Below are 26,917 nucleotides of genomic sequence, written 5' to 3'. Positions count from 1 at the left end.
TAGATGAACTTGGGTTTAATGGCAGGTTTGACCCAAGTGCCATCTGGTCGAGCACCGAGAGCGCGACAAGGTCCGATGTAGTCGGCCGGATTCCGGCCAGGCACCGGGACGCGGTCGAGTCGGGCTTCACCTGTGGGCGCAGTCGAGGGTCACCCATTCGAAGTAGGGCAGTGCGCGCCGACGCTTGACATCAGCTATTCGCTCAGCGAATAGTAGCGGCCATGTCCACGCCATACGTGTTGATGGGGTTGCTCGCTGGCGGGCCCAAGCACGGGTACGACCTGAAGCGCGCACACGACGCCCGACTACCCAGGGCGAAGCCGCTGGCCTTCGGCCAGGTCTACGCGACCCTCGGCCGGCTGGCCCGAGACGGCCTGGTGACTCCAGCGGGTCAGGACCAAGACGCCGGACCGGAGCGCACCTCGTACACGCTGACCGACACCGGCCACGCGGCGCTCACCACGTGGCTCGCGACAGTCGAGCCCCCACTGCCCCACCTGACCAGCGTGCTGCTCGCGAAGGTGGTGGTGGCCCTCCTGGTCACGGACATCAGCCAGGCCCGCGGATATCTGGTCGCGCAGCGAGCGGCGCACACGACCCGGCTACGGGAGCTCACCGCGCTGAAGACCGATCCGGACGCCACGCTCAGCGACGTGATCGCGGCCGACTACGGCATCGCCCACCTCGACGCGGACCTGCGGTGGCTCCAGACCACCCTGGCTCGCGTCGCTGACCTGCACAAGGAGATAGCTCGATGAGTATCCTGCACGCGCGCGGTGTGGTCCGCGCGTTCGGGCACACGCCAGCCCTGCGCGGCGTGACCCTGGCCATCGCGGAGGGCGAGATCGTCGCCGTGACCGGGCCATCCGGCTGCGGCAAGTCGACGCTGCTGCACTGCCTGGCCGGCATCCTGCGGCCGGACGCCGGCGAGGTGATCTATCGCGACCATCGCATCGACACCTTGTCCGAGGGCGGGCGGTCACGGCTGCGGCGTACCGAGTTCGGGGTGCTCTTCCAGTTCGGGCAGCTCGTTTCGGAGCTGACCGCCGCGGAGAACGTGGCGCTTCCGCTGCTACTCGCCGGCACGGGGCGGCGAGCGGCGCGGACCGCGGCACTGTCGTGGCTGGACCGGCTGGGTGTGGCGGACCTGGCCGACCAGCGTCCGGGGGAGATGTCCGGGGGCCAGCAGCAGCGCTGCGCGTTGGCCCGGGCGCTGGTTACCGAGCCGCGGGTGCTGTTCTGCGATGAGCCGACCGGCGCGCTGGACTCGCTCACCGGCGAGCAGGTGCTCAGCCACCTGGTACGGGTTGCCCGCCAGCAGGGCACCACCGTGCTGTTGGCCACCCACGACGCGCGGGTCGCCGGGTACGCCGACCGGGAGATCGCGCTCCGCGACGGCCAGGTGGACCCGAGCGGTTTCGGCGTCGAGGCAGCGATCCGATGAGACCGATGACGCTGCTGCGGCTGGCGCTCGCCGGCACCCGCACCGACGCGGCGCGGGTGCTACTGACCGGCCTCTCCGCCGGCCTGGCCACCCTGGGGATCCTGGCCGCACTGACCGTGGCCGCGATCCCTACGGTCGCGGACGGCGGCAACAACGTGTCCCCGCAGTACCGCAACGCGCTGCTGGCCGAGGCGGGCCTGCGGCCCGGGGTGGTCTTCGCGCTGGTCCTGCTGACCGTGCCGGTGCTGGCGCTGGCCGGCCAGTGCGCGCGGCTCGGCGCCCCGGCTCGGGACCGTCGGCTGTCGTCGATCCGGCTCGCCGGCGCGACACCGGGCCAGACGGTGGCCATCGCGGCGACCGAGACCGGCGTGGCGAGTTTGCTGGGTACGCTGGCTGGCCTCGGCATCTATCTCGGCGGCCGGGAGTTGCTGCACCGGCCGGGGGCCGACGGCCGACTGCCGCTACCCACGGATGTGCTGCCACCGTGGTGGGCGCTCGCCGCGGTCTGCGTCGGCATCCCGCTACTCTCCGCGCTGGTCGCCGCCGTCATGCTGCGGCGGGTCGTGGTGACGCCGCTGGGTGTGGTGCGACGGGTACGGACCAAGCGGCCGAAGCCGTGGCCCGGCGCTCTCATCATAGTTGGGCTCGGCACCACCGCACTCATCGTCCCGCTACAGCGGGGGTTCGGTTCCCTGCCGAGTGAGGCGTTCCTGCTGCTGGTTCTGTTCGCGCTGCTTGCCGCGACGGCCGGGACGGTGCTGGGCACCGGCTGGATTTCGTACCGCGTCGGGCGGCTGCTGCACCGCTTCGCCCGCCGACCCGCCGCGCTGATAGCCGCCCGGCGGCTGATGGCCGACCCGTGGAACGGCAGCCGGACCCTGGCCGCGCTGCTGGGTTGCCTCGTGCTGGCCGGCGGCGCGGCGGTCATCCGCGCGTCATTCGCCGCCGACTTCGCGCTGGGGAACGAGGTGAGCCGGCGTTACGCGGCGGCGCAGGGCGTTGACTACTTTCCTTCGGACCACAGCTTCTACTTCCAGTCGCTCGACCTGGTCAACCTGGCGATCATGGTCGGGCTGCTGATCGCCACCGGCGGCCTGGTCGTGGCCCTCACCGAGGCGGTCGTGTCACGCCGACGGGCGTACGCGGCGCTGGTGGCCACCGGCGTCGGGCGCGGCACCCTGGCCCGAGCCGTGCTCTGGCAGTCGATGGCGCCAGCGGCGCTGGGCGTGCTACTCGCGCTCGCGGTGGGCACCGGGTTGGCGTACGGCCTCTTCGGCACAGCAGTGACCGCTTACGACTTCAGCGTCTGCCCGGCGGGTGACTGCGAGCAACCGCGGATCGTCCGGAATGTGCCGTTCCCCCTGGTCGATTTGGCCCTGTTCGGCGTCGGCGGCCTCGCGGCGCTGCTGGCGGCCGTCGGCGTCGGCCTACTCTTCCTGCGGGCCAGCACCGCGCTGGAGGAGCTGCGCGTCTGAGTGCACCGAGGGCGGCGAGCAACGGCTAGCCCCTTTCCGCGCGGGCGGCGACGTGGGCCTTGATGCCCTCGATCAGCTGTCGCAGGCCGAACTTCAGGTTGGGATCGGTGCTGGTGGCCCCGCCGGCGGCCCCAGCCGGAATGTCGAAGGCGCCCGCCGGGATGTCGAAGGCGCCGGCAGAGCGCAGGGCGCTGAGGTGGGGAAGCGGTCCGGGCGGGCCACCGCGGCCAGCGCCTCCCCGAAGGGGATCAGGTCATCCTCGCCGGCAGCCCGGGCGAGGTCGGTGGAGATCCGGGCCAGGCCCCGGGTGGCGCCGGTGAGAAAGAGGGCGAGCGACACCATCTCCTCGTACGTCAGGCCGATGTCTTTGATGACGGCCAGCAGCGCCTCGAACCAGGCCAGTTGGTGGGGGCCTATCGGTTGGCTGACCTGGGCCCGCAGCATCCGCTGACACCTCACGCTAGCCGCGTATAGCGTATAGCTATCCGTATATGCCATATACATTTCGGCCAGCGGAGCCGCCCCTGACCCTTTTGACGGTGCCGGCGCCGCCGCCACAGGACAGCAGCGGAAGGAGAGCAGTGGAGCACGAATACGCGATTCAGGGTCGGGACCTCATCATCGGTCACGTCGTCGCTGCGCGTCTTCCGCGCAGCGATCTCGCTGGTCGCCACGTCGGCGGAAGGTGCCAGCGGACTCGGCATGATCCTCGGCGTGGCGGCTCCGGTGGCCACTCGGCTCCACCACCGCCGGTACGCCTGAGGGCCGAAACCCGCCCGGCCACCCTTCGCCCGCCAACGGGTGACCATCACTCAAACGGGTCGGAGTTTGGCTGACATCCTGCCTAGAATCGCCGAAGTAAAACGCCGGAACTAGTGCTTCAACTAGGTTTAGCAGGCAGGCAAAGCTAGACTTACCTAACCTAGGTAAGGCTTACTTACCTCGCTCAAGCATGGCCAAAAACGAAACATGATTACTCCTTACTGGGCGAGGTTTACTGCTACAGTGTTTCCTGTCGGAAAAACCCGCAGACTTCATCGGCTCAACGTTTGCGTCTCGCCGCTGCGGCAATACTGACTGACACCTTGTTACGCCGCGCTGGCTCGTTCCGGCCTGCCGGCCCGCACGGCCTTGGAGGCATCAATGAAGACTCTGCTGCAGTCACCCCCGGTACGTGAATGCGCCGCCACGGCGTGCAGCTTCAACGACGGGGGCTGCCACGCTCCCGCGATCACCGTGGCCTCGGCGGGTGACGCCGCGTCCTGCGCGACGTTCGTGGAGTCCGCCGTCTCCGGCGGGATCGCCGAGGTGACCGGCGCGGTGGGTGCCTGCGCCCGCTCCGAGTGCACCTTCAACACCAACCTCGCCTGCACCGCCGAGTCCATCACCGTCGGCCCCGGCGCCACTGCGAGCGACTGCCTCACCTTCCGGCCCGCCTGACAGCCGGCACACCGGTCCACCCAAAGCCCTCGGCTGAGCAGCCGGGGGCTTTGGTGTGTACTCAGCCAGCCCGCGGTGGTCGCCCGACCCCCACCAGCCGCGGTGAACTGCCTCACCTGCGACATCGGCATTCGAGTATCGTGCTTGGCAAGGTTAGCCTTACCTATTAGAGTCGGGTCCCGAGGCCGAGTTCACTTCACTTCCATGGCCGAGGGGACTACATGGCGTTCCATCCAGGCGACTGGCCAGCGAGTCTGACCAGTTCAGCGCTCGCCCGTGGGGCGATGTCGGAAACAGCACTCGTGGGCACCCGCATCCTGCCGACCGACCACCACGCGGTGATCTCGCGCTCCGCACTCTCCACCGCCACGTCCCTGCGGCTGCGTCTCGGCGACACCGCCGTTGATCTGATCCAGTCACACGCCGTGCTGCCCGACGGCACGGTGATCCTGGCGGTCGACGCGATGAGCCCGACCGGCGGACTACTGGTGGCCGCCCGCGGGCGACCCGGCGAGGTGCAGCTCGACGTAACGCAGCTCGTCCCGGTCGCCGTCCGCTCCCGGGTGCGGGCCAGAGTGCGGGTAACGGGCACCGCGCACCGATTCGACCCGGCGAGCCTGGAGTCCTGCGACGCCGACACGGTGATGTCCCTGCTCGACCTGCCCCCCGTCGCCCTCTGGACGATCGAACCGGTCGAGGTCGCGGTCACCGGCGGCGACGACGAAGCCCTGGTGGGCACCAGCACCTACCGCGCGACCTGCCCGGATCCGCTCGCCGCGGTCGAAGCCGCCCATCTTCAGCATCTGATCCGGCACCACCGGGACGCGGTGGACCAGCTCACGACCCTGGTCAACCCGGAATTGACGGCAAAGGCGACGCGTGTCGTACCGGTTGCGGTCGACGCCGACGGCGTCGTGCTGCGCGCCGAGGCACCAGACGGACACCTCGATGTCCGGCTGCCCTTCGCCCGCCGGGTCACCTCCAGCGCCGACCTCACTGCGGGGTTGCGGGGCTTGCTGGCCAAGGCCACACCGCACCGGTCCAGCGGCTCGCCCCACGGCACGGCCGCCACTCCGGCAGCCGCCTGCGAGCTGCCAGCGGCGGAGTGCGGGATTCCCTCAGTCTGATCGTCGACTCAGCCCGTACCGGGCTGATCGTCAACCGAGCCAGGTCCGGGAGCGCCGGCCGCAGGCGGCACCCCGCTCAACCAGCGCGGACATGCGTTCACGGAGCTCGTCCGGGTGACGCAACGCCGGGGTGAACCCAAGCCGGACGTCGCGGTGGCCGCCCACCCGCTCCAGCCGAAGCACCAGTCCGTGCCGGTCCAGGCGAATCGGGACGACCCGCCGTACGCCGTACCGGTGCCGTGGTGCGACCAGACGGCAGAGCGATTCGACCGTACGCGGATGGTGGCGGTCGAGGTGGCAGAGAAGTTCCGCCTCCTCGGCGGCGAGCGGGTCCGGCTCGGCGGTGGCGAAGTCATCCGGATCCACCGTCGTGGTGACCCCGTCGACGGTGAGCTCGACGGCGGCGAGGTCAAACCCGACGATCAGGTCCTCGTTGTCGCCGGCGTCGGCGGGGGCGACCGGGGTGAGGTCCTCGCTGTCGCCGGGGGCGATCGGGGTGAGCCAACCACTGAGCGTGGCACGGCCGCGGACACGCTCCCGGACCGGCGTCGGCGCCACATCGGTGATCTCAACGACCGCCGCGACCTCGCGTTGACGGGTGATGTCGGTGGCTAGCCGGCTGTTTATCGGGAGATCCATCCGGATCCGGCCACTCGGATCGAGCGTGTGCCGGTTGATCAGGTCGGCTCGGTGCCCGGGTGTCCGCAGCTCCAGCGAGGTGGCCGCGGCGACGATCGTCCGCAGCCGCTGCGCGGAAGCCTCGGGGTAGGTGTTGCTCAACCTGCCACCTCCTATTAGGTTAGGCTTACCTTACTAGAGAGGTGTAGAATGAACCAGTCCCGCCCCAAGGTCAAGCGCTCCCGCGCCCTCGGCATCCCCCTGACCCCGAAGTGCGTGCGCCACTTCGAACGCCGCCCCTTCCCACCCGGTCAGCACGGTCGATCCCGCAAGAGCACCAGCGACTACAAGATCCGGCTCCTGGAGAAGCAGCGGCTGAAGGCGCAGTACCACGTCAACGAAGGGCAACTTCGGCAGGCGTTCACCCGGGCCGCCCGGCTGGAGAGCAAGACCGGCGAGGCCCTCATCATCGACCTGGAGACCAGGTTGGACGCACTGGTGCTGCGTTCTGGGCTGGCGCGGACGATCTATCAGGCCCGACAGACGGTCACCCACCGACACATCACGGTGAACGGACGCCGGGTCGACCGCCCATCGGCCCGGGTACGCCCGGGTGACGTCATTGCGGTCGCAGCCCGCAGCCGCACCAAGGCGCCCTTCGTCGTCGCGGCGGCAGGAGCACACGCTACGGAGAAGTCCGCGCCCTACCTGTCGGCCGACCTCGCCAACCTGACCGTACGACTGCTCCGGCTACCGCTGCGGTCCGAGGTGCCGGTCATCTGCCAGGAGCAACTCGTCGTCGAGTACTACTCACGCTGAGGGGCCGGCACGGCGACGGCGGATCACCGTCCGGGCGGCGCGACGACGGCGGGTCACCCGCCCGGGGTGAGCTGTGGTGGTGGGCCCCCGCCATATCGTTCATCGTTATGCGTCCTTGGTGGACCAAACATTGGGCGACATGAAGGACAGATGAGTCGCCCGTTCATCCGCCGCCGGAGTCCTGGATGTCGTCTTCTCGTTCTCCTTCACACCCCTGGCAGTAGGCACCGTCGTTCTGTTGTTTGCCGAGGTGTTCCGACACGGCGTGCGGCTGCGAGCCGATGTTGACGGCCTGGTGTGACGGCGCACCCCTCGAACGAGCCGGGCCACCGGATCGCTGTCCGCCTGGACGAGTTGCTGCTCGCTCGTGGCATGACCTTGGTCGAGCTCTCGGAGCGGGTGGGTGTGAGTACGGTGAACCTTTCAGTGCTCAAAAACGGTCACGCCCGGCGTCGAGCGGGTCACCGGACCGCGCCCGGTACCACGTGCGCAGCACGAATGAGCAGAGAAACAGCCCACCCGCGGCGAGCAGGAACCAGCCAGACCCGAGCCGACCCACCGAATGAGGTTCATCGACAACTTCACCGAGGAGAACGATCAGACCACTGACCGCGGCGATGCTGGCGAGAAAGGCGGAGAGCACGCCCAGAAGGGTGACGACCCCATCCATCCAGCCACGCATGCCCTACCTCCCGGAACAGCGATAGTACGCCGGTCGCGCATTGGCGGCGGTCCTCGCCCACAAGGCTCCTAGCTGGCTGACCCCATCGTCGTTGTCGTTCGCTGCGGGTGAAGGCGCGTTCGCGGCATTGGGCGGCCAGGACGTCGGGGTGGCGGGCGTTGGCGTTGTGCCAGCGCAGGTAGGCATGCAGCCGCCTGAAGAGCCCGGACGTTGGCGGCGGTCGGCGTCTTGACAGCGGTCGCGGCAACGGTCGCCTGGCTTTCTCCGGGCGGGTTGGGCCAGTCCAGGGCGGTGCAGGTTACCGACGGAGTTTCGGTGTCCGGGTACCGAGCGGTCATCGGGGCAACGGCGAGCGCACCGTCGTGGTTCGGCCCGGTACTGGAGGTGGCCACCGAGGGCACTCTGGTGCTCCTGGGCATGCTGCTGGTCGCGATGTGCACGTCCTAAATCGGTGGTCGCGACAATGATCAGTCGTTACGATCCCGCCGGGTACTCCCGCCCGACCTCGCGACCCCAGGAGAAGCCACGATGCCCGAAAGTTCCGTACTGGCCGACATTCCGGCCGCTGTCGCACGCGCCGCCGAGACGGACGGCTTCTCCGGCGTGGTCCTGATCCGCCGCGGCGAGGACACCCTGCACGCCTGCGTGACCGGGTTGGCGCAGCGGGCCTGGCAGGTGCCCCACACCCTCGATACCCGTTTCCGGGTGGCGTCGGTGTCGAAGATGTTCACCGCGGTCGGGGTCCTGCAACTCGTCGAGCGGGGCCTGCTCGACCTCGACGCACCCATCGTCGAGCTGCTCGACCTGGCCGACACCACGATCTCGGCGCAGGTGACAGTGCGGCAGCTGTTGACCATGACCGGAGGTATCGCCGACTGGTTCGACGAGACCGGCGACTGGGAGGCCACCTGGGCCGAACTGCTCCGCACGCACCCGGTGTATCTGCTGCGTCGTAACGCCGACTACCTGCCGCTGTTCGCCGACAAACCGGCCCGCTTCCCTCCAGGTGAGCGGCACGAGTACAACGGCGCCAGCTACATCCTGCTCGGCATGCTCATCGAGCAGCTCACCATGGCGCCGTTCGCCGAGCACCTGCGCAAGCACGTCTTCGGCCCCGCCGCCATGACCGACACCGACTTCCTGCCTCTGGAAGCCGACGCGCCGCGGGTCGCCGACGGCTATATCCCCGCCCACGACGGCACCGGCGCGATCACCGGCTGGACCCGCAACATCTACGCCACCACCCCAGAGCCGGCCGCCGACGGCGGCGCCACCGCCACCGCCGCCGACCTGATCGCCTTCACCCAGGCCCTGCGCGCCGGCGCCCTGCTACCGGATCAGGCCGTGGCCGAGATGCTCGCCCCCCGAGTCGCCGAGCGCGAGGAGAAGGTCCGCGGCTACCTCTGGCGCTACGGCTACGGCGTCATGTCGATCCTCGACGACGACGGCACCGTCATCCGGTGGGGCCACACCGGCGAGGAAGACGGCGTCAGCACCCGCCTCTACCACTACCCGAGCCTCAACATCGACGTCGCCATCTGCGCGAACACCTCCTGGTCCGCCGGGAAGCTCGCCTGGAACATCCACGACCTGCTCCTGCCGTAACTACCTCGGCCGGTGGCAACGCCAATTATCCAAGCGCCCAACAAAACCATTCCAAGATCACGTATCTGCGGTTACGGGACAGCCACCCAAGCGCGGGTCCGTTCAGGCGGCGCGGCCGGCCTGGGTGGCGTGGGCGATCGCGCGACGCAGCGCCTCGGGCGGGATGCCGGCGGCCTCGACCGGGCAGAGGCCCGGGGCAGCCAAAACGGCTGACCCCGGGTAGACGCTCAGAAGCGCTGTCCGGCGCGGATCGAACCCTCGAACGCCTTCCACTTGACAGTGTGGGGTCGTCAGGGGTCCGAGTCCCTCGACTCCGCCCGTGTTTACGCAGATGAATCGGCTTTGGTCATTACTCGAACGTTCATCGTGGTGGTGTGTTTACGCCTGAGAGGACGTCTGATTCACGTATTTTGTGTGTGTTGTGGTTGTAGTGGTTCTCGCCAGGTTGGGGTGGTTTCGGCGGTGAGGCGTTTGGCGAGGTTGTCGATCATGGCGAGGGTGATCATGCTGGCGGAGTTGTCGGGTCGTGCTTCGTAGTCGCGGACGAGTCGGCGGTGGTGCATGAGCCAGCCGATGGTGCGTTCGACGACCCATCGCCGTTTGACCACGCTGAAGCCTTTGGCTTGGGGGTTTTTGGTGACGGTCTCGACGTCGACGCCGAGGGCGGCGCCGTGTTCGACGACGCGGTTTGTGAAGCCGGCGTCGACCCAGGTTTTGGTGAGGGTGGGGTGGGTGGTGGTGGCCTGGTTGAGCAGGTTGATGCCGATGGTGTTGTCGCTGGCGCTTGCGGCGGTGACGGTGACGGCGAGGAGGAGGCCGAGGGTGTCGGTGATGATGCCGCGTTTGCGGCCGACGATTTTCTTTCCGGCGTCTGGGCCCTGTGTGTGGATAGTGGGACGTTGGTGGAGGTCTTCACGCTCTGGCTGTCCATGATGGAGGCTGTTGGTGTGATGGTGCGGCCGTGGTGGTCGCGGACGAGGCCGGTGAGCTGGTAGTTGAGTTCGGTGAAGATGCCTTCTTTGCTCCAGGCGGCGAAGTAGCCGTAGACGGTGCGGTATGGCGGGAAGTCGTGGGGGTAGGTAGCGCCAGGCGATGCCGGTGCGGTTGATGTAGAGGATGGCGTTGAAGATGTCGCGCAGGTCGTGGGTGGGGGTACGTCCGCTGACGCCGGCGTCGGTGCGGGCTTGCCGCCAGGCGGTTAGGCGGGGGGCGATGAGGGCCCAGCGGGCGTCGGACAGGTCGGACGGGTAGGGGCGCCGTTCGGTCATGAAGCAGGCGTACGGTGTCGGGGCCTCGACCTGGCGGACGTCATGTCCGTCGGTGCGGGATGAAAGTGAACCAGACACGATCCCGGGGCGATATCCGCTGAAACCGGGTAGGCCTATGTCCACCGATATGTTTTCTTTCTAGGTCGGGTCGGGCATCTCGCGCTACCGAGGTCGAGGCGCGAATCGGCCATTACCGGCCCGAAGATGAAGCAAACGTCCAGTGAGAGGGTGGTTCGGGAGTGTATGTCCGGACTGGGTTTGACCGCTCGTTAGGGGCCTTGGTGGTCGGGGTTACGTCGACGGTGGGGTCAGGGTGAACAGTCCGGCCTCGGGTTCGGTGAGGATCTGGCGGGTGACGAGGCGTTTGAGCTTGGCGCGGAGGTTCTCGGTGTCCTTCGCGGTGGTGCCGGTGCCCAGGGCCTGGCAGATGTCCTTGGCGCGCATCGGTGTGGTGGCGGTGTGGAACACGGTGAGGATCTGTTGGTAGGCGGGGCTGGCGATGGTCGGGTCAGCGGGTGGTGCCGCGTCGAGTGGGTCGCCGAGGCTCAGGAGCGTTTTGCGGGTGATGGCGAGTTCGGCGACTTCGGTCTCGGCCGTGGTGAGCTGTTCGTTGAGGGTGGCGATTTGGGCGCGGAGCCGTTCGACGGTGAGGCCGGCGGCGGTTTCGCGTTCGGTGAGCAGGGTCAGTAGCGACGGCGGGGTCACCGCTGCTGGCCTGTGTCGCGCCAAGACGTGGTGGCGGTGCCGGTGAGCCGGCGGATGAGGTTCGCTGTGGAGGCCCACCAGGTGCGGGACACCGCGGAGGCGGGTCGGCTCTCGTACTCGCGGACCAGGCGGCGGTGCAGCATCAGGGTGCCGTGGGTCTGCTCCACCACCCACCGGCGTTTCACCGGCACGAACCCGGCCGTCGTGTCGGACCGAAGGACCTGCTCGACGTCGATATTTCGGATGGCGCCGTGGATCTGCACGTCGTCTTGAACCCGGCATCGACCCACGCCTTGGTAACCGTCGGGGTGTGCGCTACCACGTTGTCCAGCAGTTTCACACCGATCGTGTTGTCGGTGACCGACGCGGCGGTGACCACCACCGCGATGATCAACCCGAGGGCGTCGACCGCGAGGCCTCGCTTGCGCCCCGGGACCTTCTTCGCCGCGTCCTTGCCGGTCGTGGCGGCCGGGACGTGGTTGGCCGCCCGGATCGACTGGGTGTCCAGCGCCACCGCGGTCGGATCCTCCCGGCGGCCGGCCCGCTCCCGCGCCTGACAGCGCAGCAGATCGTGGATCACCTGGTCGGTGCCATCATCACGCCACAGGGCGAAGTAGTAGTAGGTGGCCGACTTCGGCGGCAGGTCGTGTGGCAGGTACGCCCACTGACACCCGGTCCGGTTCTGGTAGAAGATCGCGTTCACGATCTCCCGCAACTCGTAGCGGCCCTGATGCCCCGACACCGACGGATGCCGGTCCTTCCACGCCTGCAGAAACGGCCCGACCACCGCCCACTGATCATCGGTCAGGTCACTCGGATACGCCGCACGTCCATTCATGATCAGCCCAACGCGGCCGGGCCTCCCCGGTTACGACTACGGCTCACATTCACATGCCAACCCAAACCCACAAGGGACGAAAGCTACCGAACCACCCTCTGACATAGTGAGGCCCGGGGATATGTCCAATCCCCGGGCCTCGGGTTGCCACCGACTTGCGCACACCAGCACGTTTAAGGGTGTGGATCATTCGTTACAACGTCGGGTTTTACCGTTAAACTATCGCCGCATGTTGGAGCGGCGAGCTGGACTTGAACCAGCATCCGACGATCAGTGTCCACATCCATTCGACCTGGTGTTCGATGGCGAATACTGAAGTTGGAGCGGTAATCTGAGATTGACCATGGCTGCCTCTACCGATTGGGCTACCCCGGCCCGAGAAGTACCGGGGGCAGGGATCGAACCTGCACTGGACCACGTTCGTCAGCTTGAGCTTCAGCTTTTGCGCCCTTCGGCGCACCCCTGCGCTCCCACAGGGAACCTAGGACGGCTACCCGAACAGGTAGCCGAAAACCGTCGCGCCTATCCGCCGATCAACGGCCTCCGCGTTGTTGGCCTCCTCCCGCGCGAACTTGACCGCGGTCTGCAGCCTCACGACGCGGTCGAGGATCTCGTTGACCCGCTTGGCCGGCAGCGCTCCGGAGAACTTCACCGTCGTCCAGTACCCGACGGCCACATCCTCGTAGTAGACCTCAACCTGGGCCGGGTGCTTGTCCGTGGCCTCGGCCTTCACGTGGTTGCGTGGGACCTTCTTGGTCCGAATGGTGCGCACCGACTCGGTCCGCCAACTGTCGGTTGACTCGTCACGGACCCACGACTCGGCGGCATCAAGAACCGGCAGCTTCTTGACGAAGGTGTGCAAGTCGACGAGCTGCTTTTCAAGAAACAGCAGGTATGTGACCGGCACATCACTGGCGACAGTCTGACCGTCGACCACGATGTCGGCGCACGCCACACAGTTGGTCCAGTCTTTGGTGGCCGTCACATCAAAAAGGCGAGTGAGCGTTGTCGAGACCTGCCGCAGGATGTCCTCAGCCTTGATCTGCACCCGCGTCGACTCGGCCGGCAGTTGCTCGCCTTCCTCGTCTTTTGGCTGATAGGTACGTGAGATACCTGCCAGTGGAGTGGTCTTCTGCACGGCGTGGTGCGCCTCAGTCAAGTCCGCGAACGACTTGCTTTTGATGCCCTTTTCCACCGCGATGATTTGGTTGAGCCTCGGCACGATCTCTCCTCTCACGCAAGCGGTACGATAGCACCTCACCGCCCGCGAGAGCCGAGCGATTTCGCTCCGGGTCCGAATCTCGCCAGCAAAGCTGTTACGTCAACCGGGTGCCGAAACGGCAACGCGAAGTAAAAGGTGCTGATCAGCCGTACACCTCGTGTGAACACACATGCCGCGATTCGGGCGGTGTCGCCGCGTGTCCTCGGCGGATTGTCGTTACCGCAGTCGGAAGACAGGGCCACGGGGTGTGAGGGGCTCAGAGGGTGGTTCGGTAGCTTTCGTCCCTTGTGGGTTTGGGTTGGCATGTGAATGTGAGCCGTAGTCGTAACCGGGGAGGCCCGGCCGCGTTGGGCTGATCATGAATGGACGTGCGGCGTATCCGAGTGACCTGACCGATGATCAGTGGGCGGTGGTCGGGCCGTTTCTGCAGGCGTGGAAGGACCGGCATCCGTCGGTGTCGGGGCATCAGGGCCGCTACGAGTTGCGGGAGATCGTGAACGCGATCTTCTACCAGAACCGGACCGGGTGTCAGTGGGCTTACCTGCCACACGACCTGCCGCCGAAGTCGGCCACCTACTACTACTTCGCCCTGTGGCGTGATGATGGCACCGACCAGGTGATCCACGATCTGCTGCGCTGTCAGGCGCGGGAGCGGGCCGGCCGCCGGGAGGATCCGACCGCGGTGGCGCTGGACACCCAGTCGATCCGGGCGGCCAACCACGTCCCGGCCGCCACGACCGGCAAGGACGCGGCGAAGAAGGTCCCGGGGCGCAAGCGAGGCCTCGCGGTCGACGCCCTCGGGTTGATCATCGCGGTGGTGGTCACCGCCGCGTCGGTCACCGACAACACGATCGGTGTGAAACTGCTGGACAACGTGGTAGCGCACACCCCGACGGTTACCAAGGCGTGGGTCGATGCCGGGTTCAAAGACGACGTGCAGATCCACGGCGCCATCCGAAATATCGACGTCGAGCAGGTCCTTCGGTCCGACACGACGGCCGGGTTCGTGCCGGTGAAACGCCGGTGGGTGGTGGAGCAGACCCACGGCACCCTGATGCTGCACCGCCGCCTGGTCCGCGAGTACGAGAGGACACCCGCCCCGCCGGTGTCCCGCACCTGGTGGGCCTCCACAGCGAACCTCATCCGCCGGCTCACCGGCACCGCCACCACGTCCTGGCGCGACACAGAGCCAGCAGCGGTGACCCCGCCGTCGCTACTGACCCTGCTCACCGAACGCGAAACCGCCCGCCGGCCTCACCGTCGAACGGCTCCGCGCCCAATCGCCACCCTCAACGAACAGCTCACCACGGCCGGAGACCGAAGTCACCGAACTCGCCATCACCCGCAAAACGCTCCTGAGCCTCGGCGACCCACTCGACGCGGCACCACCCGCTGACCCGACCATCGCCAGCCCCGCCTACCAACAGATCCTCACCGTGTTCCACACCGCCACCACACCGATGCGCGCCAAGGACATCTGCCAGGCCCTGGGCACCGGCACCACCGCGAAGGACACCGAGAACCTCCGCGCCAAGCTCAAACGCCTCGTCACCCGCCAGATCCTCACCGAACCCGAGGCCGGACTGTTCACCCTGACCCCACCGTCGACGTAACCCCGACCACCAAGGCCCCTAACGAGCGGTCAAACCCAGTCCGGACATACACTCCCGAACCACCCTCTCAGTGGAGAGCAGCTCCTGATTTCAGCAACGACGGCTCGCCCTAAGCGGGCGTGCACCGGGCGCTCTTGGCGCGCTTGAGCGCTGCCCTCCACAGTCGCTCCTGCGCGGCAGCGTACGGGGCGTTAGCGATACCGTCGGCGGATGCTAAGACGTCGCGTACCTCGTCCGGGCTCCACCGTTGGCCAGTAGCGCGGCGATCTGGTGGGCGAGCGCGGAGGCTCGTCTCCGGGCCCGTTTGGCTTGGGTCTCCGTGTGGCCAACGCGCCACGGCAACGCGTCGACCACGTGATCAGCGCCGGTGAGGTGTGCCTTCACGTCGACTGGGCCAGTGCTCACGCTGATGCCCCCACTTTCTCCAGAGTCGCTGCCTCCGGGCTGTACGGCCCGGCCGGGGCGAAGTCTCGCACAGACGCCCCGGCGCGGGGCCGCTACGGTAGTGCTTGCTGACGTAGGCGAAGAACAGCCGACCTCGACTACCCAGCCACCGTCACGGCCGGGCCGCTGTTAGTCGAGCGTGTCAGGAGCGTTCAGTGCTGGTTCCGGCTCAGGCCCCAGTACGCGAGGACCTTCCGCTGGTCGCCACCGTAGCGGGACGTGCCGCCGGCGCGTTGCCAGCAGGGGCAGCCCAGATGGATTGTCACCGCACGCTGTCCGGGGTAGCCGAACACGACGCTGCGCCGCAGAGGCGGGATGTGCATCAGGCAGGCGTCGTCGTCTTCGGATGAGATCGCCAGCCCGTTGACGTAGTCGGTCAGTTCGGTGACGTCGCTGGTGTTGCGCCTGGTGCTGCCGAGACTCCATGGTTCTGGCCCACGTGTGGGGTAGCTGCACATCAGCACCTCGGTCGCCCCGGTAGGGACCATGACTTCCGCCGCGAACGGGGTGGCTGGCGGTGGCTGCTCGTGCCACTGCTCGGGACAGCGGACCGGCCCCGCATCGGTGTTCGCCACGGATGCGGCCTGCACCGGGCCCAGCTCAGGCCCAGGGTCGCCCGTGACCACACCGATGGTCACCCCGAGACCGACGGCCACCGCAGCAGCCAGAAGAAGACCGCCCACGTGCCGACGCGCGTCGCCGGGCATGGGACCCTGCGACTGTTGGGTCGTCATCGGCATGTCTCCTTTGCCCTTGAGCGGCACGATACGCCGCGTTGCCCCTGTACTCCGGCGATTCGGTGGGGTGGGCCGCGTCAAGCACGCGACCCACCGCCTGGTTACCGCCCCGGCTCAGCCTGTGCGGGGGTAGACGCCGAAGACCTGGAACACATCTGCCCAGTCCTGGAAGAGGAATGTGCTTCCAATGCCGGCTACCGTGATGCCCTTGACCCGCACACCAGAGCCGTCCAGGGTGAACACAGGGCCGCCGCTGTCACCCGCTCGGGCGGCAAGGCCACCATCGACGTGATGCCCCTCGATGCGGTCGTACATCCAGTAGTCACAGTCGCCGTTGGATGCGGGCCGCTACCACTGCTCGGTGTTCCGACATGGGCCGCGGCTTCGGCACGGTCGTCGACGCCATCGGCAACGCCGGCGCCGAGTCCAACGGGAAGCCGTTCGTCATCTACCACGACGTCATCGACGAACAGACCAACGGCGACATCGAGATCTGCATCCCGGTCCCGGCCGGCACCGTCCTACCCGGCGACCCGGTCCGCTACCGCGAGCTCCCCGGCGGTCCGGTCGCCACCACCGTCCACCGCGGGCCGTACCAGGAGATCAGCCCCGCCTACCACGTCGTCACCGGCTGGATCGAGCAGGAGGATGTGCGTCTGGCGGGCCCACCGCGCGAAATCTACCTCAACGACCCTCAAACGGTCAGTCCCGCTGAGCTGCTCACCGAAGTACAGTTCCCCATCGACAAGACGCCGCGCTGATCGCCGCCCGCGGCGCTTCAGGATCCTGCGTGACTACCGCCGCGCCGCCCACACATTGACCGATACCGCATCCGGCATCGCCCAAGAGGGTTGATCGACTTCCGTACCGTCGTCGACATGGAGATTCTCTTCGGGCTGTTCGCCGCCGCGGGCGCGGTCGTCCTCACCTTCTGGTTCCTCGGGCGTCGGCGTACGCCGACGGGTCGGCGCGGCTCGTCGGCGTACGCGTCGTCGGCACCCGACGCCACGGCAGGCGGCGACGATGGTGCCTCCTGCGACAGCGGTTCGAGTGGGGGCGGATGGCTCTCCGGCGGGGACAGCGGTGCAGGTTCCTCCGGCGGAGACAGCGACAGCAGCTGCTGACGGCGGACGGAGGCGCGTAGCTTCGGGAATCCCCAGCCTATGTGGCTGCGCTGGCTCCGTGCTTGCGGTCTACTGGCTCGCGACCGCCATCGCCGCCCGTGGGGTAGCCGCCTTCACCCGTATCGCGAAGTGGGGTGGAATTGTCGGAACGATCATCCCTGCTGCCGCCCTCATCACCATCGGCTTCGCCTACCTGATCTCCGGTGGCACGCCACAGGTCCGACTGGACTGGGATGACGCGATTCCCGACCTGAGCAACCTCAGCAATCTGGCACTCGCCGCGAGCATTTTTCACTTCTACTCGGGCATGGAAATGAACGCGGTCCACGTACAAGACATCAAAAACCCGGATCGGGGTTACCCGCTGGCGATACTGATCGCGGCACTGGGAACAGCAGCCATTCTCATCCTGGGAACACTCACGATCGCCTTCGTCGTACCAAGAAACGAGACTGGCAGCACCCAGTCCCCACTCATCACATTTATCGACGTGTTCGATTGGTTTGGCCTGTCCTGGGCGACACCGATTTTGACATGCGCACTCGCGATCGGCGTCCTGGCCGGCATCGTCACCTGTGTGGCCGGCCCATCCACCGCCCTGCACGCGGTGGCGAAAGCAGGCTACCTTCCTCCCTTCTACCAGGCCGCCAACAAAACGGGATGCCCATCCGAATCATGCTGGTTCAGGCGTTCGCGGTCAGCGCCGTGGCGGTGGTGTTCGTCTTCATGCCGTCGGTGGAGGCGGCCTTCCAGATCCTCAGCCAGCTCGCCGGGCTCCTCTATCTGGTCGTCTACCTGATCATGTTTGCCTCGGCGATCCATCTCCGCTACCGCCAACCGACCGGCCACGGCCATACCGAGTGCCGGGCGGACTCGCCGGCATGTGGATCATCGGCGGAGCCGGCTTCGTCGCCTCGGCACTTGCCCTCGCCTCCAGCCTCGTGCCGCCAAGCCAGATCGGCATCGGCAGCCCTGCCCTCTACCTCGGCCTCCTCGTCGGGCTGACTGCCCTGATCATCACAGCTCCACTTCTGTTGTACGCGCGTCGAGAGCCACACTGGCGTGACCCGGGCAGCGAGGTCGCACTGTTCGCCGCCGAGGCCCGGGGCGGCCGCTCCGGCGACACCCCTACGCCGAGGCACCGACGCGCCGAAGCCGAAGCTGACACGGAAGCCGATCCCGCCGACGAGTGAGCATGAGGACCGACAACGAGTACGGAGACCCTCAGCAGTACAGTCGTCATCGGGACCGCACTGCCGGCGGCCCGCTGTCAGCCCTCAACGCGGATGCCGGCCGCCTGAGCGAGGCTGTACGAAAGGCTGATCAGATCCTCGTGGTCCACCACAGCGCCACGCCAGCTCGAGAAGTCGCCGACACCGGCCAGGGTGCAGCCACGAAACCGGGTGCCCTCCATCGACGCGTGATGGAACACCGCCCCGGTCAGGTCACAGCTCCGAAAAGTCGCACCCCGCAGGTCCGCGTTGGTGAAGTCGGCGCCCTGCAGGTTGCAGTCCTCGAACCTCACCGCGTCGAAGGTCGTCATCCGCCACGCCGACAGGTCCCCGCGACACCCCACCAGGGCGACATCCCGCAGTACGCCGTCCGCCCATGTCACGCCCGTCATCCTGCACTGCTCCAGCCGCACCCGGGCCAGCTCTCCGCCGTCGGCGCGCAGATTGGCCCAGCTTGAATCCGTCACCAGGCAGTCGGTCAACACCACCTGATCCAGCCGGCACTCGGAGAGGTCTGCCCCACGGAACCGGCACTGCCGGAAGGTCACCGTGGAGGCGTCCTGACCGGCCAGCCGCACCCGGTAGAGCGCCTGACGTTCCAGCGTCGACTCCGGCTCCAGCGCCGCCGCCTCGCAGAGGCTGACCTCGGCCGGCGGGACCGGGTTACGGGGTTCTCGCTGCTTACGTGAGCCGGTGGCACGCCGCAGCGCAGATGATCGGGCAGACACACCCACACCCTAGGACCTGGCTGTGACCGTATGGCCGCCGTGTCGCGCGCCGGTGCCGGGCACCGACGCGACTAAACTCGGCGATCGAACAAACGTGCCAACCCGGGGGTGCAGGTGTCGAACAATCCCGTAAACCTGAACTGGGTCTTCCGGCCCGATCGCGCCGACCAGGACCGGATCGCCGAGCATGCCGGTAAGCCAATCCACGCTGTGCAGCGGCGAGCCGACGATGGGAGTCGAGTGGAGGTTGTTCTCGTCGACGGCGCCCGGGTGCGGGCGTACCGGCATGAGGTCGTGCTCGGCTGACCGACGATCGGGGCTCGCGGTCTGGCACCGCGAGCCTCACCCGGGGCCGTTCCGGCCGGCCGCCGGAACGGCCCCCAGGCGACGAACCGGTCGAACAGCTCGCGGGGGCTTGGTCCGCCGTGGGGGTTGAGGTGGTAGAGGTCGTGCATGGCTTCGTAGCAGAGCCCGGCGAGGTAGATCGACAGGCTTGATTGTCGGGTGTCGTATTGGGCTTTGAGGAGGAGGCGGGCTTCGGCGCAGGGCCAGGGGTGGCCGCAGGCGCGGCAGGTCCAGATGGGTCGTAGTGGTGTGTGGGGTGGTTGGTTTCCGGCTCGGTGGTGGGGGTGTTCGGGGTGGGGGCCGAGTCGTGGTTGGGGTAGGTGGTGGGGGTTCACCAGCGGCCTCCGTTGGCTCGCCATTGTTGGGCGGGGGTGAGCCAGCCGGCGCGTCCGGGTCGGGGGTCGGCGATGGTGGGCTGGGTCATCCACGCCGGCAGGTTCGCTGGCCGATTTGGTGATGGTGCCGCGGGGCGGTACGAGGCGTTCGATCGGTGTGCCCCAATAGGCGGCTTGTTCCTTCGGTGCCGGCTGAACCAACGGATCTTCACAACTACCTCCTTGTGTCCTTGGACAGGGCCCCACCCGCTCCTGCCGAATGCGGGCGGGGCCCTGGGCAGAACCCATCCCCGCTACGCTCGGCGAAGAACAGGTCCGCATGAGTGACAGTCTCGATAGGACCGCCTGGTTTCGATACCTGCTCACGCTGATCGAGCAGATCTTGGGCCTGATTGGGCAGCGGTGGGCAGTGTCATGGACTACGTGCTGATGGAGCTTCGCTTACTACGGCAAACCCTCGGCCTCAGCCAGGAGGACTTCGGGCGCAGCATCGGCTACTCGGCGTCGCACGTGAGTGCCGTCGAGACCGGTGGGCGTCCACTCACGCCGGACTACGCGGTCGCGGTCGACCGGGCCCACGACCCCACGTTCCGGGAGGGCCAGGACGGCCGAGTCGGCCGAATGCTCCGAGAACTCGCCAAGGCCGACCCGGACTGGTTGCGCGAGTGGATCGAGTGCGAGCAGGAGGCGACACTACTCCGCTGGTACGAGCCGGCTTTCGTACCCGGACTGCTTCAGACCGAGGCGTATGCGCGCGCCATGTTCACCACGGACATCCTCCAACCTGTTGATGTTGAACAACGCGTCCAATCCCGGCTCGCACGGCAGGCCATCCTCACTCGCGACTCCGCTGCACCACTGGTGGCGGTCATCGACGTGATGGTGCTCCGCCGGCCGGTGGTCGGCCAGCCCGGCGTGATGGCCGAGCAGGTCGCTCACCTGGTGAAGATGGGGGAGCTGCCGCACGTGCAGATCCTCGTGGTGCCCAAGGATGCCGGGATCTACCCTGGCTTGCAGGGCGGCTTCATCCTGGCCACTCTCGGCGACGGCTCGATGGTGACCCACCTGGACCACCAGGTGCGCGCGCAGGTGGTGGACGGAGCCGATGACCTTGCTACCCTCCAGCGCACGTGGGAGGCGGTCCGGAGTGTGACCCTCCCCCGCAGGCAGTCCCTCGACCTGATCAAAAAGGCGGCGCAGACATGGACATGACTGGTGCCCGGTGGCACAAATCAACGCGGTCCGGCACCAACGGCGGGTCGTGCGTCGAGGTGGCCGACAACCTGCCCGGCGTCGTGCTCGTGCGCGACACCAAGGACCGGGACGGCGGCACCCTCCAGTTCAACCCGGCGGTGTGGCGGACCTTCGTCAACTTCGCCAAGCGACACTGACCAGCACGAAGGAAGGCCCGGCTCCCCGCGGAGGCCGGGCCTTTCGCGCTCAGGGCCTACGCTTCGCCACCCGGGTCCAGCCGGTCCAGCCACGTTCGCCGAGTAGCTCCCGGACCCGGGCCAGCGGGACCCCAGCCTCGGCGAGGGTCCGGATCCGGATCAGGCGCAGCACCGCGGCGGCGTCGTAGCTCCGGTAGCCGGAGGCGTCGCGTTCCGGCTCCGGCAGGAGCCCGATCTGGTGGTAGTGCCGCACCGCACGGATAGAAACCCCGGCATAGGAGGCCAGCCGCCCGATCGTCAGCATGGCTACCTCCACGCCGGGACCCAACGTCACCTGACCTTGCGATGGTAGACGGCCATCGCGACGCCGTACGCGACGGCGAGCAGGCCGACGCACCAGGTGAGGGCGATCCCCTGTCAGCACCGGCCTGCTGCTGCTCCAACAGACCGCGGACCGCATCGACGATGGAGATTGCCGGCTGGTTCTCGGCGAAGCGGGCCAGCAGGTCATCCGCGACCCGACCCGGCTCCCATTGCCGCCGCAACCGGGCGACCAGCACCAGATTCTCCCGCCCGCTGAGGACCTCGTCGACCGCGGCGAACTGCCCGGTCAGGCTGATCGACGCACGCACCTCCGCCGCCTGCGCGGCACCGTCGAAGCCGTTCACGGCGACCGTTCCCGCATCCGGGCGGAGCAGCGTGGAGAGGATGCGTACCACCGTGGTCTTGCCCGCCCCGTTGGAGCCGAGCAGAGCGAAGACGCTGCCCGGCGCGACCTCGAAGTCGACGCCGCGTAGCACCTGCAGCTCCTGGAAGGACTTGTGCAGCCCGCGTACCTGGATCGCCGGCTCCCGGACCTGCCCCGGTGCCCGCTGGAGATCTATCGACATGGCCCCAGCGTGCAAGGTTGACGCTGCGTCAAGGTCAAGCCCGAACCGCAGAACGGGACCAGGCCGCGGCCGCCCTCCCCAGCGCTCACACCCGCGCCCAGTGTCGGATCAGAAGTCGTCGTCGAAGGTAACGCTCCCGCTGACGCCCATCTGGTACGCCGACACCCGCCGCTCGAAGAAGTTCGACAACTCCTGCACGTCCTGCAGCTCCATGAAGGCGAACGGGTTCTGGCTGCCGTACATCGGGGCGATCCCCAGCGTGACCAGCCGCCGGTCCGCGACATGTTGGAGATATTCCCGCATGTCGGTCAGGGAGAGCCCGGACACCCCCTGCTCGAGCAAGTCCTCGGCGAACTGGACCTCGCAGTCGACCGCCTCCGCCATCATCTCCCTGACCTGCTGCTCCAGGTCGGCGTCGAAGAGGTCCGGCTCCTCAGCGCGGGCGGTCTCCACCACGTCGAAGGCGAAGGCCATGTGCATGGACTCGTCACGGAACACCCAGTTGGTGCCGGATGCGAGGCCGTTGAGCAGGCCCCGGGAGCGGAGGAAGTAGACGTAGGCGAAGGCGCCGTAGAAGAACAGGCCCTCGATGCAGGCGGCGAAGCAGATCAGATTGAGCAGAAACGCCCGGCGGTCCGCCCGGGTCCGCAGCTCCCGCAGCTCGAAGATCGAGTCGATCCACCGGAAGCAGAACTCCGCCTTGCGGGCGATCGAGGGGATGTTCTCGACCGCCGCGAACGCCGCGAACCGCTCCTTCTCCTCCGGCACGTAGGTGTCCAGCAGGTTCAGGTAGAACTGGACGTGCACCGCCTCCTCGAAGAGCTGCCGGGACAGGTAGAGCCGGCCCTCCGGGGAGTTGACGTGCTGGTAGAGGTTGAGCACCAGGTTGTTGGCGACGATCGTGTCGCCGGTGGCGAAGAACGCGACCAGCCGGGACACCAGGTGCCGCTCGGCCGGGGAGAGCTTCGCCAGGTCGGCGAGGTCGGAGTGCAGGTCCACCTCCTCGACCGTCCAGGTGTTCTTGATCGCCTCCTTGAACCGGTCGAAGAAGTGCGGGTACCGCATCGGGCGCAGGGTCAGGTCCATACCGGGGTCGAGCAGCAGGTGCCGCTCGCCAACGGTCGCGACGGTCGCGGTACGGGTCTCGGCGGTCGCGGTACGGGTCTCGGCATCGGTGGTCATTGGCATGCCTCACAGCTTTCGGGGTTTTCCAGGGAGCAGGCCAGCGCCTCGGCGTCGACCCCGGTGACACTCGACGGGGTGACGGCGACGGTGGCCTGCTGGATCCGCGTCGCGGGACGGGACCGCAGGTAGTAGGTGGTCTTCAGCCCGGACTTCCAGGCGTACAGGTACATCGAGGAGAGCTTGCCGATCGTCGGCGCGGCCAGGAACAGGTTCAGCGACTGGGACTGGTCGATGTACGGGGCACGGGCCGCGGCCAGGTCGATCAGCGCCCGCTGCGGAAGCTCCCACGCCGTACGGAACAGCGTCCGCACCTCGGCGGGGAGCTCGGCGATGCCCTGCACCGACCCCTCCGCCCGCTTGATCTCGTCCCGGATCGGGGCCGTCCACAACCCGCGCGCCTTCAGCTCACCAACCAGATAGGTGTTGACCTGGAGGAACTCGCCGGACATGGTTTCGCGCTTGAACAGGTTGGACACCTGCGGCTCGATGCACTCGTAGCAGCCGGCGATCGAGGCGATCGTCGCGGTCGGGGCGATCGCCACCAGCAACGAGTTCCGCAGACCGTGCTCCGCGACCCGCGCCTTCAGCTCGGCCCACCGCTTCGGCTGCGTCGGCTCGGCACCCCACAGCTCCGGGTGCAGGTCGCCCCGGGCCGCGCGGGTCTCGGCGTACGCGGGGTGCGGGCCGAACCGCTCGGCGAGCCCGGCGGAGGTCTCCACCGCGGTCAGGAAGATCTCCTCCTGCACCCGGGTGGACAGCTCCCGCGCCTCGGCCGAGTCGAACGGCAGCCGCAGCGTGAAGAGGGCGTCCTGCAGGCCCATCAGCCCGAGCCCGACCGGCCGCCAACGCGGGTTGGAGGCCGCCGCCTGCTCGGCCGGGTAGTAGTTGATGTCGATCACGCGGTCGAGGAAGACCATCGCGGTGCGGACGGTCTCCCGCAGCTTCGCCCAGTCCACCCCGTCGGTGCTGACGTGGGCACCCAGGTTGACCGAGCCCAGGTTGCACACCGCGGTCTCGGCGTCGTTGTTGACCTCAAGGATCTCGGTGCAGAGGTTCGACAGGTGGATCGTGTTGCCGGGCTCCCCGGTCTGGTTGGACAGCGCGTTCGAGCGGTCCTTGAAGGTCATCCACCCGTTGCCGGTCTGCGCCAGGGTGCGCATCATCCGCCCGTACAGGTCCTGGGCCTTGACCGTACGGACCGCCTGCTTCTCCGCGACCCGGTAGGCGGCGTCGAACTCCGCGCCGTACAGGTCGGGCAGCTCCGGTGCGTCGGACGGGTCGATCAGCGACCAGTCGCCGTCCGCCTCGACCCGGCGCATGAACTCGTCCGGGAGCCAGTTGGCCAGGTTCAGGTTGTGCGTCCGCCGGGCGTCCTCGCCGGTGTTGTCCCGCAGCTCCAGGAACTCCTCGATGTCCGGGTGCCAGGGCTCCAGGTAGACGCAGGCCGCGCCCTTACGCCGGCCGCCCTGGTTGACCGCGGCGACGCCGGCGTCGAGGGTCTTCAGGAACGGCACGATGCCGTTTGACCGGCCGTTCGTTCCCCGGATCAGCGCGCCCCGGCCGCGTACCCGCGACCAGGCGATGCCGATGCCGCCGGAGAACTTCGACAGCTTCGCGACCTGGTGGTACCGCTGGTAGATGGAGTCCAGCTCGTCGCGGGGCGAGTCGACCAGGAAGCACGACGACATCTGGGTGTGTCGGGTGCCGGAGTTGAACAGCGTCGGCGAGCTGGGCAGGTACGCCAGCGACGACATCAGCCGGTAGAACCCGATCGCCTCGGCCGGGGTTCCCGACAGTCCGCAGGCCACCCGCAACAGCCAGTACTGCGGGGACTCCACCACCAGCCGCGACTGCGGGTGCCGCAGCAGGTAGCGGTCCGCGACGGTACGCAGCCCGAAGTACTCGAACCGCAGGTCGCCGGCGGGGTCCACCGCGTCGTCCAGCTTGCGGGCGTTGCGGGACACGAAGGCGGCGGTGTCGTCGCTGATCAACCCGAGGCCATGGGCGTACCGGATGGACTGGCTGAAGCTCGCGACCTGCTGCCCCCGGACCTCCTTGTCCACGTACGCGGCCAGCAGTCGCGCCGCCAGCTTCGAATACTGCGGCTCCTCGCCGATCAGCTCCGCCGCCGTCTGGATCGACAGCCGGTCCAACTCGGCCGTTGTCGCCCCGTCGTACAGGCCGCTGATCGTCTTGGTCGCCACCCGCAGCGGGTCCACCTCGTTCAGGTCCGCGACCCACCGCTCCACCGCGCGGACGATCTTGTTGACATCCACCGGCTCGCTGTCGCCGTTGCGCTTGCGGACCTCCATCACCTGCCGCCGCTGCTGCTGCTGCTCCGCACCGGCCGACCCGTTCGTGGCACCCTTCCGCGTCGCCGTCGTCTCCCCGGCCGACCCGTTCGTGGCGCGTTCCCGCGTCGTTGTCATCTCCCCCTCCTCCGCCTGCCGACGAGGTCGACGAACGCGCAGGGGGACGCCACGATCATCCGCCCGGTGGGGTAACCACACCGGGCGGCTGCGGGCGTCGGCCGTCCCGCGCGGCCGCCGACCGCCGCACGCGACGCGTGCGGCGCGCTGGCAGGTCTTCGGACTCGCGGGCACGCCCGGGGGACCCGGTCGCCTACTGGCCGTCGCTTCCCAGGCTTCGATCAGCCCAGTGCGTGATGACGGCGGTCGTTCCCACTCACCGCTGCGGGGCAGTCCCGGACTTCCACCGGGTTCCCTCTTGCCTCGACCACTCCCCGGTGGGAGCGCCGAACCAGCTACGGGAGACACCATATATGCCGCCCCCGCCCGGCATGCAACACCAGATGTCGTGTCGATGTGTCAGCGGCTGATAAACTGCCGCAGGGCGCGCACCCAGGTGTCCCGGTCTTCCAGGTGGACGTCGTGCCCGGCACCAGCAACGACGACCTGCTCGACGTCCGGACGCAGGGACACCATTCGCCGCACCTCGGCGGCGGGGATGATCCCGTGCTCGCCACACACCAGCAGGGTGGGTGCCTGCACCTGCTGCCACTCGGCCCAGCAGGCCCGGTCGGCGACGGCCGCGATGGCGTCCCGCATCACCGCCGGCTCGAATCGCGGCCAGAGCCCGTCCGGGCACCGGTCCAGGTCCCGCAGCCAGGCCTGGGCCACCGGGGTGTCGCCCAGAAACTCGGCGGCCTGGCGGACATCGGCGAACGGCACCGGCCACGAGGCGAAGAAGGCACCCAGCTCGGCCGGGTAGTCCCCCCGATCCTCGCGGCCCCCGACACCGCCCTCCAGCAGCACCAGCCGACGCACCAGCTCGGGATACTCGGCGGCGAAGAGCAACGCGGTGTGCCCGCCCATCGACTGGCCAACGACCGTCACCGATGCACCGCCGGCGACCTCAGTGACGACAGCAACCACGTCCTCGACGTACGCCCGGCGGGAGAGGTCCTGCGGCCGTCGGGTCGAGTGGCCGTGCCCGCGCTGATCCACCACGATCACACGGTGCTCCGGTAGCAGCGCCTCCGCCGTTGGCACCAACTCCGCAGCGCTGCCGGCCAGCCCGTGCAGCAGCACGACCACATCGTCGCCGGAGCCGTCCACAAGGCAGGACAGCACCACCCCGTCCCGACGGACTGTCACCCGCCGCACCGTACGAACTCCCTCACCCTGGCG

Annotated in this window: 27 protein-coding genes, 9 pseudogenes and 1 riboswitch; of the genes and pseudogenes, 18 read left to right on the top strand and 18 right to left on the bottom strand. The window is 68.0% G+C overall.

From position 1 onward, the window contains the following. Positions 1–221: 221 nt before the first annotated feature. From SALPAC6_RS0120135 to SALPAC6_RS0120125, 3 genes are read left to right on the top strand one after another with little or no spacing between them, the layout of a single operon-like run. Positions 222–758, top strand: a complete 537-nt coding sequence (locus SALPAC6_RS0120135) for a PadR family transcriptional regulator (RefSeq protein ID WP_026189889.1) — start codon at positions 222–224, stop codon at positions 756–758. After that, on the top strand, positions 755–1,444 hold the full coding sequence (locus SALPAC6_RS0120130) for an ABC transporter ATP-binding protein (RefSeq protein ID WP_018255138.1): 690 nt from the start codon (positions 755–757) through the stop codon (positions 1,442–1,444). Before SALPAC6_RS0120135 ends, SALPAC6_RS0120130 begins: the two co-directional genes overlap by 4 nt. Positions 1,445–1,449: 5 nt before the next feature. Further along, entirely contained in the window at positions 1,450–2,919 is a 1,470-nt protein-coding gene (locus SALPAC6_RS0120125) for an FtsX-like permease family protein (RefSeq protein ID WP_018255137.1), read from the top strand. Positions 2,920–2,944: 25 nt separating this feature from the next. Here SALPAC6_RS0120125 and SALPAC6_RS26370 read toward each other — a convergent pair. Beyond that, positions 2,945–3,363: pseudogene (locus SALPAC6_RS26370) on the bottom strand (TetR/AcrR family transcriptional regulator); the annotation flags it as partial. Positions 3,364–4,062: 699 nt separating this feature from the next. Here SALPAC6_RS26370 and SALPAC6_RS0120115 point away from each other — a divergent pair. Both SALPAC6_RS0120115 and SALPAC6_RS0120110 read left to right on the top strand, forming a co-directional pair. After that, positions 4,063–4,359 carry a DUF1540 domain-containing protein gene (locus SALPAC6_RS0120115; protein ID WP_018255136.1) on the top strand — a complete coding sequence of 99 codons (297 nt, stop codon included), beginning with the start codon at positions 4,063–4,065 and terminating at the stop codon, positions 4,357–4,359. 221 nt (positions 4,360–4,580) lie between these two features. Further along, a complete protein-coding gene (locus SALPAC6_RS0120110; RefSeq protein WP_026189888.1) occupies positions 4,581–5,486 on the top strand; it encodes a DUF2470 domain-containing protein in 906 nt (301 codons plus the stop codon). A 30-nt stretch (positions 5,487–5,516) separates the two neighbouring features. Here SALPAC6_RS0120110 and SALPAC6_RS0120105 read toward each other — a convergent pair whose 3' ends face one another. Continuing rightward, a complete protein-coding gene (locus SALPAC6_RS0120105; protein WP_018255134.1) occupies positions 5,517–6,266 on the bottom strand; it encodes a DUF2470 domain-containing protein in 750 nt (249 codons plus the stop codon). A 48-nt stretch (positions 6,267–6,314) separates the two neighbouring features. On the opposite strand from SALPAC6_RS0120105, the gene rpsD reads away from it, so the two are divergent. Beyond that, positions 6,315–6,923 carry a 30S ribosomal protein S4 gene (gene rpsD / locus SALPAC6_RS0120100; RefSeq protein ID WP_018255133.1) on the top strand — a complete coding sequence of 203 codons (609 nt, stop codon included), beginning with the start codon at positions 6,315–6,317 and terminating at the stop codon, positions 6,921–6,923. A gap of 154 nt (positions 6,924–7,077) precedes the next feature. Beyond that, positions 7,078–7,224: pseudogene (locus SALPAC6_RS29135) on the top strand (DUF2975 domain-containing protein); the annotation flags it as partial. Positions 7,225–7,353: 129 nt separating this feature from the next. Here the strand turns inward: SALPAC6_RS29135 and SALPAC6_RS0120095 are convergent. Next, positions 7,354–7,605 (bottom strand): hypothetical protein, encoded by a 252-nt coding sequence (locus tag SALPAC6_RS0120095; protein WP_018255132.1) that lies wholly within the window; start codon positions 7,603–7,605, stop codon positions 7,354–7,356. 73 nt (positions 7,606–7,678) lie between these two features. Continuing rightward, positions 7,679–7,807: pseudogene (locus SALPAC6_RS31430) on the bottom strand (IS630 family transposase); the annotation flags it as partial. Between the two features lie 113 nt (positions 7,808–7,920). Here SALPAC6_RS31430 and SALPAC6_RS30845 point away from each other — a divergent pair. Further along, positions 7,921–8,052, top strand: a complete 132-nt coding sequence (locus tag SALPAC6_RS30845) for a hypothetical protein (protein WP_018255131.1) — start codon at positions 7,921–7,923, stop codon at positions 8,050–8,052. 81 nt (positions 8,053–8,133) lie between these two features. Continuing rightward, a complete protein-coding gene (locus tag SALPAC6_RS0120085) occupies positions 8,134–9,210 on the top strand; it encodes a serine hydrolase domain-containing protein (protein WP_018253894.1) in 1,077 nt (358 codons plus the stop codon). A gap of 401 nt (positions 9,211–9,611) precedes the next feature. Here the strand turns inward: SALPAC6_RS0120085 and SALPAC6_RS26365 are convergent, their stop codons facing one another. The 4 genes and pseudogenes from SALPAC6_RS26365 to SALPAC6_RS0120060 form a co-directional block, all read right to left on the bottom strand. Continuing rightward, positions 9,612–10,478, bottom strand: coding sequence for an IS5 family transposase (locus SALPAC6_RS26365; RefSeq protein ID WP_223874446.1), 867 nt, complete (start codon positions 10,476–10,478; stop codon positions 9,612–9,614). A gap of 291 nt (positions 10,479–10,769) precedes the next feature. After that, complete coding sequence (locus SALPAC6_RS0120070) at positions 10,770–11,183, bottom strand: hypothetical protein (protein ID WP_012184776.1); 414 nt, start codon at positions 11,181–11,183, stop codon at positions 10,770–10,772. Continuing rightward, a pseudogene (locus SALPAC6_RS26360) lies at positions 11,180–12,021 on the bottom strand (IS5 family transposase). Before SALPAC6_RS26360 ends, SALPAC6_RS0120070 begins: the two are co-directional and overlap by 4 nt. 490 nt (positions 12,022–12,511) lie before the next feature. Continuing rightward, complete coding sequence (locus tag SALPAC6_RS0120060) at positions 12,512–13,243, bottom strand: DUF7873 family protein (RefSeq protein ID WP_018255129.1); 732 nt, start codon at positions 13,241–13,243, stop codon at positions 12,512–12,514. A 358-nt stretch (positions 13,244–13,601) separates the two neighbouring features. Between SALPAC6_RS0120060 and SALPAC6_RS26355 the strand changes: the two are divergent. Continuing rightward, positions 13,602–14,429, top strand: a pseudogene (locus tag SALPAC6_RS26355) (IS5 family transposase); the annotation flags it as partial. A gap of 250 nt (positions 14,430–14,679) precedes the next feature. Beyond that, positions 14,680–14,856, top strand: a complete 177-nt coding sequence (locus tag SALPAC6_RS30430; protein WP_018255127.1) for a hypothetical protein — start codon at positions 14,680–14,682, stop codon at positions 14,854–14,856. Positions 14,857–15,069: 213 nt separating this feature from the next. On the opposite strand, the gene SALPAC6_RS30425 is transcribed toward SALPAC6_RS30430, so the two are convergent. The 3 genes from SALPAC6_RS30425 to SALPAC6_RS28715 form a co-directional block, all read right to left on the bottom strand. Beyond that, positions 15,070–15,261: a hypothetical protein gene (locus SALPAC6_RS30425; protein WP_223874389.1), complete on the bottom strand. Its 192-nt coding sequence runs from the start codon at positions 15,259–15,261 to the stop codon at positions 15,070–15,072. Between the two features lie 191 nt (positions 15,262–15,452). Then, the gene (locus tag SALPAC6_RS30420; protein ID WP_018255126.1) at positions 15,453–16,034 is read right to left on the bottom strand and encodes a hypothetical protein; all 582 of its coding nucleotides are present in this window, start codon (positions 16,032–16,034) and stop codon (positions 15,453–15,455) included. 117 nt (positions 16,035–16,151) lie between these two features. Next, complete coding sequence (locus tag SALPAC6_RS28715; RefSeq protein WP_018255125.1) at positions 16,152–16,352, bottom strand: hypothetical protein; 201 nt, start codon at positions 16,350–16,352, stop codon at positions 16,152–16,154. On the opposite strand from SALPAC6_RS28715, the pseudogene SALPAC6_RS26345 reads away from it, so the two are divergent. From SALPAC6_RS26345 to SALPAC6_RS31320, 4 genes and pseudogenes are all read left to right on the top strand, one after another. After that, positions 16,326–16,798, top strand: a pseudogene (locus SALPAC6_RS26345) (GyrI-like domain-containing protein); the annotation flags it as partial. The gene SALPAC6_RS28715 and the pseudogene SALPAC6_RS26345 sit on opposite strands and share 27 nt — an antisense overlap. A gap of 117 nt (positions 16,799–16,915) precedes the next feature. Continuing rightward, on the top strand, positions 16,916–17,161 hold the full coding sequence (locus tag SALPAC6_RS0120030; protein ID WP_026189886.1) for a hypothetical protein: 246 nt from the start codon (positions 16,916–16,918) through the stop codon (positions 17,159–17,161). After that, positions 17,061–17,944: pseudogene (locus SALPAC6_RS31325) on the top strand (amino acid permease); the annotation flags it as partial. The gene SALPAC6_RS0120030 and the pseudogene SALPAC6_RS31325, both read left to right, overlap by 101 nt. Positions 17,945–18,021: 77 nt before the next feature. Beyond that, positions 18,022–18,354, top strand: coding sequence for a hypothetical protein (locus SALPAC6_RS31320; RefSeq protein ID WP_397539583.1), 333 nt, complete (start codon positions 18,022–18,024; stop codon positions 18,352–18,354). A gap of 77 nt (positions 18,355–18,431) precedes the next feature. On the opposite strand, the gene SALPAC6_RS0120020 is transcribed toward SALPAC6_RS31320, so the two are convergent. Further along, entirely contained in the window at positions 18,432–19,127 is a 696-nt protein-coding gene (locus tag SALPAC6_RS0120020) for a pentapeptide repeat-containing protein (RefSeq protein ID WP_018255122.1), read from the bottom strand. A 102-nt stretch (positions 19,128–19,229) separates the two neighbouring features. Between SALPAC6_RS0120020 and SALPAC6_RS0120015 the strand changes: the two genes are divergently transcribed. After that, positions 19,230–19,427 (top strand): hypothetical protein, encoded by a 198-nt coding sequence (locus SALPAC6_RS0120015; protein ID WP_018255121.1) that lies wholly within the window; start codon positions 19,230–19,232, stop codon positions 19,425–19,427. Between the two features lie 47 nt (positions 19,428–19,474). Here SALPAC6_RS0120015 and SALPAC6_RS30840 read toward each other — a convergent pair. Then, positions 19,475–19,801: pseudogene (locus SALPAC6_RS30840) on the bottom strand (hypothetical protein); the annotation flags it as partial. Positions 19,802–20,203: 402 nt separating this feature from the next. On the opposite strand from SALPAC6_RS30840, the gene SALPAC6_RS0120005 reads away from it, so the two are divergent. Together SALPAC6_RS0120005 and SALPAC6_RS0120000 are read left to right on the top strand one after the other, a co-directional pair. Beyond that, the gene (locus tag SALPAC6_RS0120005) at positions 20,204–21,013 is read left to right on the top strand and encodes a helix-turn-helix domain-containing protein (protein WP_026189885.1); all 810 of its coding nucleotides are present in this window, start codon (positions 20,204–20,206) and stop codon (positions 21,011–21,013) included. Beyond that, positions 21,010–21,192 carry a DUF397 domain-containing protein gene (locus SALPAC6_RS0120000; RefSeq protein ID WP_018255119.1) on the top strand — a complete coding sequence of 61 codons (183 nt, stop codon included), beginning with the start codon at positions 21,010–21,012 and terminating at the stop codon, positions 21,190–21,192. The genes SALPAC6_RS0120005 and SALPAC6_RS0120000 overlap by 4 nt, the downstream gene beginning before the upstream one ends. A gap of 49 nt (positions 21,193–21,241) precedes the next feature. Here SALPAC6_RS0120000 and SALPAC6_RS0119995 read toward each other — a convergent pair whose 3' ends face one another. From SALPAC6_RS0119995 to SALPAC6_RS0119975, 5 genes and pseudogenes are all read right to left on the bottom strand, one after another. Next, on the bottom strand, positions 21,242–21,496 hold the full coding sequence (locus SALPAC6_RS0119995; protein WP_018255118.1) for a MerR family transcriptional regulator: 255 nt from the start codon (positions 21,494–21,496) through the stop codon (positions 21,242–21,244). A gap of 184 nt (positions 21,497–21,680) precedes the next feature. Then, positions 21,681–22,082: pseudogene (locus SALPAC6_RS28175) on the bottom strand (ATP-binding cassette domain-containing protein); the annotation flags it as partial. 108 nt (positions 22,083–22,190) lie between these two features. Continuing rightward, positions 22,191–23,264: a ribonucleotide-diphosphate reductase subunit beta gene (locus SALPAC6_RS0119985; RefSeq protein WP_018255116.1), complete on the bottom strand. Its 1,074-nt coding sequence runs from the start codon at positions 23,262–23,264 to the stop codon at positions 22,191–22,193. Further along, a complete protein-coding gene (locus SALPAC6_RS0119980; RefSeq protein ID WP_018255115.1) occupies positions 23,261–25,696 on the bottom strand; it encodes a ribonucleoside-diphosphate reductase subunit alpha in 2,436 nt (811 codons plus the stop codon). Before SALPAC6_RS0119980 ends, SALPAC6_RS0119985 begins: the two co-directional genes overlap by 4 nt. 132 nt (positions 25,697–25,828) lie before the next feature. Next, positions 25,829–26,047, bottom strand: a riboswitch (cobalamin riboswitch). A gap of 48 nt (positions 26,048–26,095) precedes the next feature. Continuing rightward, positions 26,096–26,893 carry an alpha/beta fold hydrolase gene (locus SALPAC6_RS0119975; protein WP_026189884.1) on the bottom strand — a complete coding sequence of 266 codons (798 nt, stop codon included), beginning with the start codon at positions 26,891–26,893 and terminating at the stop codon, positions 26,096–26,098. Between the last annotated feature and the right edge of the window lie 24 nt (positions 26,894–26,917).

Source organism: Salinispora mooreana (genome assembly GCF_000379065.1).
GTDB lineage: Bacteria > Actinomycetota > Actinomycetes > Mycobacteriales > Micromonosporaceae > Micromonospora > Micromonospora mooreana.
The sequence above is the reverse complement of the archived record's forward strand: the minus strand, read 5'-3'. Positions and strand labels throughout refer to the sequence as shown.

Bases quoted from the DNA above. Each gene is read 5' to 3' on its own strand.
- SALPAC6_RS0120135 (WP_026189889.1), top strand. From the start codon at position 222: ATGTCCACGCCATACGTGTTGATGGGGTTGCTCGCTGGCGGGCCCAAG.
- SALPAC6_RS30420 (WP_018255126.1), bottom strand. From the start codon at position 16,034: ATGACGACCCAACAGTCGCAGGGTCCCATGCCCGGCGACGCGCGTCGG.
- SALPAC6_RS0120115 (WP_018255136.1), top strand. From the start codon at position 4,063: ATGAAGACTCTGCTGCAGTCACCCCCGGTACGTGAATGCGCCGCCACG.
- SALPAC6_RS0120085 (WP_018253894.1), top strand. From the start codon at position 8,134: ATGCCCGAAAGTTCCGTACTGGCCGACATTCCGGCCGCTGTCGCACGC.
- SALPAC6_RS0119995 (WP_018255118.1), bottom strand. From the start codon at position 21,496: ATGCTGACGATCGGGCGGCTGGCCTCCTATGCCGGGGTTTCTATCCGT.
- SALPAC6_RS0119985 (WP_018255116.1), bottom strand. From the start codon at position 23,264: ATGACCACCGATGCCGAGACCCGTACCGCGACCGCCGAGACCCGTACC.
- SALPAC6_RS0120000 (WP_018255119.1), top strand. From the start codon at position 21,010: ATGACTGGTGCCCGGTGGCACAAATCAACGCGGTCCGGCACCAACGGC.
- SALPAC6_RS0120110 (WP_026189888.1), top strand. From the start codon at position 4,581: ATGGCGTTCCATCCAGGCGACTGGCCAGCGAGTCTGACCAGTTCAGCG.
- SALPAC6_RS0120030 (WP_026189886.1), top strand. From the start codon at position 16,916: ATGGAGATTCTCTTCGGGCTGTTCGCCGCCGCGGGCGCGGTCGTCCTC.
- SALPAC6_RS28715 (WP_018255125.1), bottom strand. From the start codon at position 16,352: ATGTACGACCGCATCGAGGGGCATCACGTCGATGGTGGCCTTGCCGCC.
- SALPAC6_RS26365 (WP_223874446.1), bottom strand. From the start codon at position 10,478: ATGACCGAACGGCGCCCCTACCCGTCCGACCTGTCCGACGCCCGCTGG.
- rpsD (WP_018255133.1), top strand. From the start codon at position 6,315: ATGAACCAGTCCCGCCCCAAGGTCAAGCGCTCCCGCGCCCTCGGCATC.
- SALPAC6_RS0119980 (WP_018255115.1), bottom strand. From the start codon at position 25,696: ATGACAACGACGCGGGAACGCGCCACGAACGGGTCGGCCGGGGAGACG.
- SALPAC6_RS0120125 (WP_018255137.1), top strand. From the start codon at position 1,450: ATGACGCTGCTGCGGCTGGCGCTCGCCGGCACCCGCACCGACGCGGCG.
- SALPAC6_RS0120095 (WP_018255132.1), bottom strand. From the start codon at position 7,605: ATGCGTGGCTGGATGGATGGGGTCGTCACCCTTCTGGGCGTGCTCTCC.
- SALPAC6_RS0120130 (WP_018255138.1), top strand. From the start codon at position 755: ATGAGTATCCTGCACGCGCGCGGTGTGGTCCGCGCGTTCGGGCACACG.